At 39.7% G+C, this 11,529-nt stretch carries 5 protein-coding genes and 2 pseudogenes; 4 read left to right on the top strand and 3 right to left on the bottom strand.

What is annotated here, in order from left to right; genetic code table 11:
• Positions 1 to 412: 412 nt before the first annotated feature.
• Positions 413 to 1,963, top strand: coding sequence for a carotenoid isomerase (gene crtH, locus AC4II3_RS27375; RefSeq protein WP_488013702.1), 1,551 nt, complete (start codon positions 413 to 415; stop codon positions 1,961 to 1,963).
• 273 nt (positions 1,964 to 2,236) lie between these two features.
• On the opposite strand, the gene egtC is transcribed toward crtH, so the two are convergent.
• Complete coding sequence (egtC, locus tag AC4II3_RS27370; RefSeq protein ID WP_488013700.1) at positions 2,237 to 3,028, bottom strand: ergothioneine biosynthesis protein EgtC; 792 nt, start codon at positions 3,026 to 3,028, stop codon at positions 2,237 to 2,239.
• A 42-nt stretch (positions 3,029 to 3,070) separates the two neighbouring features.
• A pseudogene (locus AC4II3_RS27365) lies at positions 3,071 to 3,301 on the bottom strand (DUF427 domain-containing protein); the annotation flags it as partial.
• A 1,338-nt stretch (positions 3,302 to 4,639) separates the two neighbouring features.
• Between AC4II3_RS27365 and AC4II3_RS27360 the strand changes: the two are divergent.
• The 3 genes from AC4II3_RS27360 to AC4II3_RS27350 all read left to right on the top strand — a co-directional run bounded on the left by AC4II3_RS27360 (position 4,640) and on the right by AC4II3_RS27350 (position 10,775).
• Positions 4,640 to 5,644 carry a DMT family transporter gene (locus AC4II3_RS27360; RefSeq protein ID WP_488013698.1) on the top strand — a complete coding sequence of 335 codons (1,005 nt, stop codon included), beginning with the start codon at positions 4,640 to 4,642 and terminating at the stop codon, positions 5,642 to 5,644.
• Between the two features lie 56 nt (positions 5,645 to 5,700).
• Entirely contained in the window at positions 5,701 to 9,504 is a 3,804-nt protein-coding gene (locus tag AC4II3_RS27355; RefSeq protein ID WP_488013696.1) for an aminotransferase class III-fold pyridoxal phosphate-dependent enzyme, read from the top strand.
• A gap of 68 nt (positions 9,505 to 9,572) precedes the next feature.
• On the top strand, positions 9,573 to 10,775 hold the full coding sequence (locus AC4II3_RS27350; protein ID WP_488013694.1) for an MFS transporter: 1,203 nt from the start codon (positions 9,573 to 9,575) through the stop codon (positions 10,773 to 10,775).
• A 236-nt stretch (positions 10,776 to 11,011) separates the two neighbouring features.
• Here AC4II3_RS27350 and AC4II3_RS27345 read toward each other — a convergent pair.
• Positions 11,012 to 11,314 (bottom strand): annotated as a pseudogene (locus tag AC4II3_RS27345) (ISAs1 family transposase); the annotation flags it as partial.
• Positions 11,315 to 11,529 lie beyond the last annotated feature (215 nt).

The following is an 11,529-nucleotide window of genomic DNA, read 5'->3' as shown; positions in this document are numbered from 1 at the left end:
CCCACACCCCACACCCCACGCCCCACACCCCACACCTGAGGTCTTTGTAAAAAACATACCCTTGAAAGCCACACCCCACACCCGATACCCTGTCTAGTTTTTAGCCTTGTTGTCACCCCCTCAGGGCTGCTTGTTAAGCTCTCTGGTGGGATGGTTACCTAACACTTCCGACACTCGGGACACTCGGGACACTCCCGTTTCAAGAAAAATGTTTTTTACTATGTTGACATTTTTTTTCAACAAGGCTATAGTAGTAATAAGTGTTCTCCTCTCATTAAGGATAGGCGGGTGGGACCGGTACGCAGCAGCAGGCTGGTGCCCACTTTTTTTTTTGCATTAGTAATGAACTCTTATATCAACAAGAAACGCTAAACTCAGATCCATCAGTTAATCTATTTAAATTACTAATTCCATGACTGCTGGATCCCAACCTTGCCCATCAAGCAATCAATCCCATACCATTTCCAATCAATCGGTATTTGATACTATTGTGATTGGCTCTGGTATTGGGGGGCTAGTAACCGCAACTCAGTTGGCAGCGAAGGGAGCGAGTGTGCTGGTGCTAGAAAGCTATATCATTCCTGGTGGTAGTTCGGGTTATTTCGAGCGAGAGGGGTATCGCTTTGATGTGGGAGCATCAATGATTTTTGGGTTTGGCACCGAAGGGACAACCAATCTACTTACCCGAGCCCTTGAGGCTGTCAATGTCAGTCTCGAAACAATTCCAGATCCAGTACAGATTCACTATCATCTCCCTGGTGATCTAGAGCTCAAAGTCCACCGAGACTATGAGAATTTTTTGCAAGAACTTACTGCTCACTTCCCTGACCAAGGCCAAGGAATTCGCAAATTTTACGATGAATGCTGGAAGGTGTTTAATTGCCTGAATGCGATGGACTTACTGTCCTTGGAAGAAATCCGCTATTTGACCAGGGTATTTTTCCAGCATCCCTTGGCTTGCTTGGGTTTAGTTAAGTACCTGCCCCAAAATGTGGGAGACATTGCTCGCAAGTATATTAGCGACCTTAAATTGCTGAAATTTATAGACATGGAATGTTATTGTTGGTCTGTGGTACCTGCTGACAAAACACCGATGATTAATGCTGGAATGGTGTTTTCTGACCGACATTACGGTGGGATTAATTATCCGGTAGGAGGTGTAGGAAAAATCGCCCAAAAACTAGTAGAGGGATTGGAGAAAGCTGGAGGTCAGATTCTTTATAAAGCTCGAGTCGGGAAAATTCTGGTGGAAAAGGGCAAGGCAGTAGGTGTCCAGCTAGTTAATGGTAAAGAGTATCGAGCAAAACGAATTGTTTCTAATGCTACTCGTTGGGATACATTTGAGAAATTAGTCCCAGCGGACCAGATGCCAGTAGCTGAGCGGAAATGGCAACAGCGTTATCAGAAATCACCGGGTTTCTTGAGTTTACATTTAGGGGTAAAGGCAGATGTTTTACCACCTGGTACAGAGTGTCACCATATTGTCCTAGAAGACTGGGAAAATATGGAGGATGCGGAGGGGACTATTTTTGTTTCTATTCCGACCTTGCTTGATCCCAATTTAGCTCCAGAAGGCTATCATGTTTTCCACACGTTTACCCCGAGCTGGATGGAAGATTGGCAAGGGTTATCCCCTCGTCAGTACGAAAATAAGAAGGAAGAGGCGGCTGGATGCTTAATTGAGCGACTGGAGACGATTTTTCCTGGCTTAGATGCTGGATTGGATTACATGGAGGTGGGCACACCACGGAGTCATCGACGATTTTTAAACCGTATGGATGGAACCTATGGGCCAATTCCCAACCGCAAGTTAATGGGATTGTTGGGAATGCCGTTTAATCGCACTGCTATTCCAGGGCTTTATTGTGTTGGGGATAGTACCTTTCCGGGGCAGGGTTTAAATGCAGTAGCGTTTTCGGGATTTGCTTGTGCTCACCGTATTGCTGTGGATTTGGGATTCTAGGTAGAAGACTTTTTAGGGAACAGGGAACAGGTAACAGGCAATAGGCAATAGGCAATAGGCAATAGGCAATAGGTAATAGGCAATAGGAAAAAATCCTGTGTACGTAATTAATATAAGAACCGCTATAAAGTAAGTATTTAACCGCAAATCAGATCACACTCACCACACTTACCACACCCGGGTCCCACGCCCTGACAAGGGTAGGTTTTTAACGGTTTTTAACGGTTTTTAAAAAAGGGGCGAGTAGCTGACGGGGTTGTCACCCCGTTAGCTCTACAAATCTATGGGATGCATGTTGATTTTCAGGTCTTCTGTGACACAAATCATGCTACTTTCAGGAAAAGGATTCCAGTTTCCTGGGAACAAAGGTTCAGAGGCAATGATGACAGAATTGGGGAAATGTGGAGCGTTCTGTAGCCAGTAGAGAGAAGGTGGAGTAGAGCCGATAGCACAACGAGAGGCAATTAGCTGATTTCCATCACTAATAACTATGTTTGCTAAGACCTTGACTCCATAGGGTTTGGCTAACTTAAACAGCGTTTTTAAGGTAGCCTGTAACGCTTGTTCCCAATTACCATCCACAGCAGCTAATTCGTTGAGAAACAAGGCGAAGATATGTTCAGAATCGGTAGTGCCTTCAATTTTCTGATAGACTGTATCTTTAATATGATTGCGGATCGGTTGGTATAAGGTGGCTCGAAAATTGTCGATGAAGCCATTGTGGGTGAAGAGGAAGTGGCGATCGCTAAAGGGTTGACAGTTACTCAAACTGGCTGCTTGTCCAGGGGTAGCACTGCGGATATGGGCTAGGAAGCATTCAGACTCTATGTAACGACTGAGGTGAGGTAAATTAATATCGCTCCAGATCGGTAGGATGTTTTTGTAGATAAAGGGTTCTGTCTGTTTTTGGGAGTGATACCAGCCAATTCCTACCCCATCAGCATTCACAGAGGTGGTTGTAGTTTCTTGGGGTCTGTAACTTTGAATACACAGAGAGTGTTCGGGTTCGTAGATGAGTTTATCCGGTTGGATAGGAGAACCGAGGTAAGCGAGTAATCGACACATATGTTGAAATACAAAAAATTGGTATTAACCGATACTGTTTAGCTACCAACCCCAGGTCCCAGGTTCGCCTTTAAAAGGACCAACAATATCACTGGTGATCCACCCTGCATAAAAATCTCCGGCTTGGGGTTGCACCTTCTCGTCACCAACGTAGCAAGCATCCATTGGTCTAGGATAGAAGCCGACATAACCTATGAGTTCCTCGTAGGCTGGGAATATTTCAGTATAGTACCAGGCAACATTTTTAGCTTCGCGATCGCCTACCGTTAGGGTATAGTAGGATGCTCATCCCCGCCACTCGCAGTAAGTGGAGTGAGTACTTGGAACGAATAGCTAAGGGACTTCCAAAAAATAAAATATACAATTAACGATAATAATAATCATTATAATTGGGGGAGGAAGGGGTTGCTCAGAGCAACCCCTTCCTCCCCCAATTAGCTGTCCTCTTAAACTTTAGTTAAACAATTGTTAAAAATACCATAATGTGATATTCTCCGTTTTAGGATTCAATAACGTCATTGTTGTGGCGTAAAACCTTACTACCCTCGGTGTTACCCTAAGCGACAGTCGAAGGGTAAGCCTGTAGAGAGGATGTCAGACCCTAGCCGGAATCTATTTCTGCAAAGGCAATTGTTTATGAGGTAGGAAGCCCACACCATCAGTTTCCGTTGGTGTTGGTTACTGCACCTATAGCTGAATAAAAGGACGAGTTATGACTGTTAATTCTAGTGCCAAGTTCGATAAATTAGCATTTAGGAAGATGAAGCAAATTATGCCTAATCTGCTAGCTGGTGATCGGGAAAAACACATCATTGGGGTTTGTTAAGAATGTAATTCAAGTAATATTGTATTAAGAGGATAAATCAATGAAATTATCGAAATTAAAATCTGATGTAAAATTCGATGAACTCGCTTTTAATAAAATGAAGCGGATTATGCCCAATTTGTTAGCTGTTCATCGGAAAAAAACACATCATAAAGATTATCAGGTCAAAAGTTTACCCTAAGAAATTGCCTTAAAACTGACCAATCGCTGCAACTTAAGGTGTAAACATTGTTATCAGTGGAATCAAGATGGTCATGATCATGACATGGATAAGTGGGTATCCAAAATAAATTGTGCAAAAAAATGGCTGGAACCATTACTCTGCTGAGAGTACTGTATACAATTAATTTTGCTTAGGTACTTAAGGAAGAACAAAATAGGGATCTGGATTTTTCAATTATTGAGAAATTATTTGCTCAAACCCGTGAAGTCAAGTCTAATCTTTATTTATGGGGAGGCGAACCTTTAATCTACAGAGATTGGAATAAATTAGTAGATTTATTGGTCGAAGATCCTCGTTATACCTCCATGTGTACCAATGGAATTTGGATCAAGAAGAGGTTAGACTCGATTTTTTTGCCTTGCTCTCAGTATAAGTATATTGGCGTAACATTTACGCTGATTTTTCGGTTCAACGTCCATTTCCCTGTCCACTTGTCTTATGTATTATGCTAGTTTTATGCCCAACCCAGGTGGGTAAAATGCTCACGGTAAAATTAGTGCTAACCAAGGGTATGCCTGCCCTTGTGTCCTAACCGCCTTGGCCGTTGCTATAGTATGATACGTTGGAAAAAAATAAAAGATTTTTAAATGATCTTATGAATTCATTAACACAGATATTAACGAAATCAGATCGTTTAAAACCCTTTCTCAATAAAGCAACTATTATAGCCATAATCGCTTTAGTGACTGCCAGATTAATCTCATCAGTAGCACTTATTTTGCTTAAACTAGGAGGAAATTGGATTGGTGAAAATGAAACCGTTTTTTGGCGTGAAGCTATTGGTTTAATTTGGTTTACCGCTATTGAAACAGGGTTAATTTTATTTAATCGACAGTTTCGCAAAGATAATGAGAATCCTCCTAAAAATAACTATACCTTTAAAATTATTGCATTCTTAGTGGGAGGGGGAATTGCCGCAACTTTATATATGATGTTTGGTGTTTGGTCATTAAGTTTTACAAGCGTAACCAATGTTGCTGTGATCGATTGTACACTTCCAATCTTTACAATACTGGGAGGATCAATTTTCTTTAGTCAAGTGTTTGATCGACGATTTATTATTGGTGTAGTAATAGCAGTCGCAGGTGCTATTCTCATTGCTTTGGCGGATTTTTCCCAATCAACAATACAACTATATGGTGATGCTTTAGCTTTAACTTCAACTTTTTTTTATGCTACTTATTGGTTATTGGTTGAACAAGTTCGTGCTACTACAAATACTACAATTATTTTACTGTGGCGTTGTGCAGTAGGAACAATTATTCTAATTCCTATTCTTTGGATATCTGGGAGTGATCATGTTTTACCCAATTCTTGGCAAGAATGGCTTTTAGTAATTGCTATTGCTTTATTGAGTCAAGTTATAGCTCAAGGATTAGCTGTTTATAGTCTGAAAAAATTGTCTTCCAGTTTTGTAGCTTTATCAATGTTAGTTATTCCCCTTTTTAGTCATATAGAAGCCAAATTCATATTTTCAGAAACTACAAGTTGGATTAATTATTTAGGTTGTTTAATTGTCTTATGGGGAATGTATCTTGCAATTTTTGGTAAAGGAGCTTTAAAATAGAATTTAGTATTTTAACCTTTTGTTAAACTTATTAGTGGATTGAATAATAGGAAACCATGATCTTTAAAAATGAAGGAAGCACAATAGGTGCCACCGCAGTCAATATAGAAAAAGCTTTTGGCCCTTACTTATGGGATAGTGAAGGGAAAAAATATTTCGACCTATTTTCACAAACTTGGTCTTTGCCACTTGGTCACAACAATCCACGAATTATTGATGCAGTCAAAAATCAACTCGACAAAGTAACTCATTTAAGAACAGCCTTCTCAACACAAGACAAAGTTGAGCTGGCTCAATTGCTGATCGAGCTTTCGCCGCAATCTTTAACCAAAGTCAATTTTTGTCTTCATGGCAGCTTAGTTAATGAAGGGGCGATGAAACTAGCTATAAACAGTTATGATGATCGGCATAAAATCCTTTACTTGGAAGATGGTTTTCATGGCAGAAGCTTTGCGACAATGGGGGTTAGCTGGAAAGGTACAGCCGAACAATATCAACCCTATTTTAATCATGGTGTGGAAGTAAAAAAAGATCTAGCTGATATTGAAGTAAAAATGATCAAAGAACAGCCTGCGGCGATCATTTTGGAGCTAGTACAAGGCAACTGCGGGTTTAAGATTTTGAGTAAGTCATTAGTCCAAGGTATTCGGGAGCTTTGTGACCAGAACAATGTTGTGATGATTGTTGATGAAATACAAACCGCCTTTGGCTGTGTGGAAGAGATGTTCATGAGTGAGCTTTATGATGTAGAACCAGACATCATAACCTTCGGGAAATCCATTGGTGGCGGTTTTCCCCTAGCAGGACTGCTATATAAAAAGAAGTTCTCCTTTAAGCCAGGACAGCATTCCTTTACTTTTGCTCATAGTCCCATTAGTTTCACAGCAGGAAAAGTATTCCTCGCCGAACTTAAAAAGGAAGCTCATAAAGCAAATATCTTAAACCGTTATATCTACGAAGAAATTGTAAATTTACAGAAGAAATATACAATATTAGGCGAGATACGCTCTATAGGAACTAAAGCCGCAGTTGATATTGTTGTTGGAGATCATGAACAAAACTGTAAACTCGCCAATTTAATTGCAGAAAAAATGTTTGATCACGGTGTAATTATAGCTGCATCAAGATATAAGGATATGGGCGATAGTATTATGCTTCAAGCCCCACTGATATCGGAAGTAGAGGACTTACAAATGGCATTTGAAAAGCTTGACTTGGTATTAGAAGAAGTGTCACAGCAAAAAAAAAAGTCTCAGAAAGCAGGAAAAGATTGGCCAGAACCAATTGATCAAGGGATATCAATACTAGATCTAAATGAAAATGAGATTTTTCAGAATGATCCTATTGATATAGTTGAGCATTCCCAGAGACATGCCATCATAGCCGAGGCGATCGCTAGGAAAATGGATCTTCCTGATGGGCAAATCGAAATCTTAAAAAGGGCTTCCTGGGCTCATGACATCGGCGGGGCCTTGAAACATAAGTATCAGGAAGAACAAAAGTTTCTATTGCGACTAGAATTTGTAAAAACAGACAAATCGAAGTTAGGTGCTAAACCGAGCTTTAATCCTAAATTATGTATCGAGCATGCCAAGAAACGGATCGCAGCAGGACTTAGAAAAGAAATTACGGCAGAAGAATTTAGAGATCCATTACCTTTGTACTTAGAAGAGTTCGAGTTACTGAAAGGTGAACCTTTATCCTCTAGAGAAAGGGAGCTATTAAAAACCTGGTGGTATCACCCTCAATATTCAGTTGATCTATTAAACAAAAGAAATATCATCGTTACTCCAGAAGTAGAAGTACTGATCAGATGTAACGAACAGCCTTGGCTCTTTGAATCTCATGAGCGTGTTCTTCACTGTATTAACGAGTCTAGCCTTGCCAAATCTGAATTAAAAAATCTGTTGGCTATTATGCGCATAGCCGACATAGTAGAAAACGGTAACAATAAGAAAAGACGGAATCTTAGAGGGGTTGAAGTGGAGGATTTTCCCACGACTTTGGCATTCATCAAGCATAAATTTGAACTTGATGGTCTCGAAGACTGTAGTAATGCAATATCAGCTCTTGAAGAACTCAAAAAAGACGCTAACGAACAGTTAATAGATACTATTTTAAAATCTAGAGCCAACTATCTCGTATTGAAAGATGGTTTTGACCAAGCAACAATAGAAAAGACAGTTCGTGACTCAATAAAGATTATCGAAAACCGTAACCATAAAGTTGCAAATTACAAATACTCGCCAGACCATGAGCTAAGTGTTCTTCATGAGAATCTCTGGTACAAGTTTAGTTTTGTGCCAGAAAGAAAGGGTGAGTTTGATACCCTAATGCTTCTTGAAGAAGCACTTCCAGAAAAGGTTAATGAGTTAGAAATCCCTCATCTTTCCCCAAAAAATAGAAGATGCCCTTTTTGTTACGCAAATATTGACGAGTTAATTTGTAAGCTCCAACTACCGTCAAATAAAATTTACTCCTTTTTTATCAATATTGACCCTTATGGGGAAGATCATCTGATCATGGCTGGAGGAAAAGAAGAACCTCAAATACTCACTGAATCATATATAGATGATCTTCTAACAGCTTCCTATGCACTGGGAAAAAACTATGAAGGTTCTTTTACAAGTTTCTCTGGTGCCAGTGTTAAACATTCACATGGTCAGTTCTATCGAGTTAAAACTCCTGTTTGGCAAAATCTTTTAGAGAACAGAATTGAAATAGTTAACAAGAGCCACATCAATGGTGTCATAAATGGGGAACTTGCTAACTGGGCAGCCCGTACAATAATAATTAAAGGTCAAGATAGGACTGAAGTGGCGAAGCAAGTATGGAAAGCAACCTATAAGCTAATGAGCGAAGGTATCTCATATAATACAAAATTCATGTATTGCGAAGACAGAAATTACATCTGGCTTCTTGCCCCACGGAGTCACGGTTTTATGACCTTTGCTAAGTATTTACTAGCTGCTGAAAATGAACCAGAGCCTTTGCATGTGAGTGGGTGTGGCAGCATAGAATCTCCTGGAGGAGATGCCATTATGTTCTTCGATATTCCTGAAGAAATCCCACAGCTACAACAAAAACTTATGGCTCAAAGGTTTGCCAAAACCTTAAGAGAGACATCCAATTGGTGCTACAAACCTTTTCCCGAAACAACAAGCCTGTTGCGACGTCTCAACTTAAAGCAGTTTGATGGATTTAAAATTGCCCATCGCATAGAATCCCTAGAGACAGCACAGAAAGCTATCAATGAAGGTTTTGATATGATCGAAGTAGATGTTCAGTTAACTAAAGACCATGAATTAGTATCATTATGGGGACCTGTTAAAAGTCTTGATCAACCAGTTGCCAATGTTTTTGAGTTCAATTATGAAGAGCTTTGTCTGAGGCTTGGGAAAAATGTTCTCAAGATTGAAGACCTTTGCAAACAGGTTAATGGTCAGGTTGCATTCAACTTTGATATTAAAGATTGGTCTGATAAGATAACTGGATATCGAGAGGCTCTGGTTAACGCATTAGTAAAGCTGATTAAATATCATAATCTGCAAAATAATGTTCTGTTTGAAAGTTTTAATCTGGATTATATACTCGCACTAAAAACTGTATCTAAAGAACATGGCGTGGAAATTATGGCGGGAATTGCAGTGCCTCAAGACAGTCATCAAAACGCTGTTATAGAAACCATCCGCAAATGCGATCATCATAGTCTTTCGAGCATTTTTATCTATCCACAGCTTTTGTCGCAGAATACAGTAGCTACCCTAAATGAAACAAGGCTAATCTTAATCACAAGACAAAATAAAATGAACAACAATACCTTTCAAAGTATTGCCTGTCCTATACTTAGTCTAAGTTAGATATATTTAATGTGATAGGATTTAACAGTAAATTTATTCAATAATTATGAGAAGGACTAAAAAAGACGTTGCAGAGTTTAAAAAAAAAAAAGAACAAGCCCCGCTTACTAATTGTTGTTATTTATCTAACATTTATTGCTTTAGGATTACCAGATACGATTTTAGGTGTAGCATGGCCATCTATGCGCAGCTCACTCTTTTTGCCACTTGAAGCTGCGGGTATTATCACAATGTTGACAACTATATGTACAGCATTTTCCAGTTTTGCTAGTGGGCTGCTTTTGCATAAGCTAGGGACTGGCAAGGTTGTATTTATTAGCACTTTGCTTAGTGCTAGTGCTTTGTTTGGCTATTCCCTGTCACCATCATTCTGGTGGCTATTATTATGTACTTTGCCCCTTGGTGTTGGAGCTGGTGCTATTGATACAGGTATTAATCATTTTGTAGCACTCAAATATTCACCCAGACATATGAATTGGCTTCACAGTTTCTGGGGCATAGGAGCATTTTTGGGACCTAGCATTATTACTTTATATGTAGCTGATTCAGGAAATTGGCGTGGTGGTTATCAGATGATTGCAGCTATTGTGTTCGTTATTGCAGCTATTATTGGTATCTCCATCTCCCTATCTCTTTGGCGAAGCAAAAGCATTAAAGAGGAAAACACTGCACTCCAGAATAAGGCTGTCCAGAAAAAATCAGGACTTAACCTGATACGACAGCAAGATGTTTTTCTTTCTATTATTGCGTTTCCAATCTATATCGCAGTTGAGATGGGCGTGGGAGTCTGGTTGGCTAGTTATCTTATTGAAGGTCGAGGTTTAGATAAATTAAATGTAGGCTTAATAATTTCACTCTTCTACATCAGCATTATGATTGGACGACTGATTGCGGGTATTTTTGCTAATAATATCTCAATCCAGAAGTTAATGAATATGGGATTATGCTTAATGTTTATTGGTTCATGGATGCTGATAATTCAACAAAACAGTTTGTTAGTCCCATCTATAATCCTGTTGGGAATCGGCTGTGCGCCAATATTCCCCAGTATGATCCACAACACACCAAAACTATTTGGGGAGATTAATTCTCAGGAAATTACTGGATATCAAGTAGGAGGTAGTTATTTAAGTGGAGTTTTGATTCTCCCTGTGATGGGTTTGCTAAGTAGTAAAGTTTCACTTGAAGTTATACCAATAACCATTTGTCTGTTTGTTGTTTTGCTTGCTTTCATAGTAAATCTTATTAATCGGCATAGGAGTCAAAAATAAAGTATCTGTAAATTATCTGTTGATATTATAATCCCTTGTCTTATAGATTCCTGTGTACACGGGAATGACAGTACAAGGTTTCAACGAAAAATTTACACCTGGAATTTTCCTTGCTTCAAGAAAGGCAACAATAGCCAATTAAGGAATATCGTAGGTTGGGTTGAGGCACGAAACCCAACGAAAAAACCTTTGGTGTTGGGTTGCCAGGGTAAGAGCATCTCAATCACGCGCTTACTAAAGGAACTGATAACAGTCATCATATAATCATTGTTCATAACAGCCTGTTTGCTTTTTTGGCGAAGACTGCGCTTCAAGGTTTTCTCCTGATTAAGAGCATTAAGTGCTATCCGTCTGAGGAGAGCAAAATTCCGAGGACTATGAAAGGAACGAATCCGACATTGATCTTCATTCCAAGTAGTATCTAAAGTCCAATGGAGTTGATTTTCTATACCCCAATGTTTACGAATAGCACGACCAAGAAGGTACGCATCCGCCGACAGAGAAGTTAGATAAAATTGAACTTCACGAGTGGTTTTGTTCTGGGGGGGCGACGAAATAAGCTAAAACCGAGACTCTATAAGTGACCTAGCCCTTAGACCTCGTTGATAATACTTTCGTTGTCTTGATGCAGTCGCTCATGGGGGAAACCACGGCAGTTGCTCATGGGGGAGACCCCCAAGACCGCACTGCCTCCCCAAGACCCACATTCCGCAGGTTCATCAGCAAAGGAGATAATATTTACGACAAGGAGCAC

Source organism: Moorena sp., from assembly GCF_982860115.1.
The sequence above is the reverse complement of the archived record's forward strand: the minus strand, read 5'-3'. Positions and strand labels throughout refer to the sequence as shown.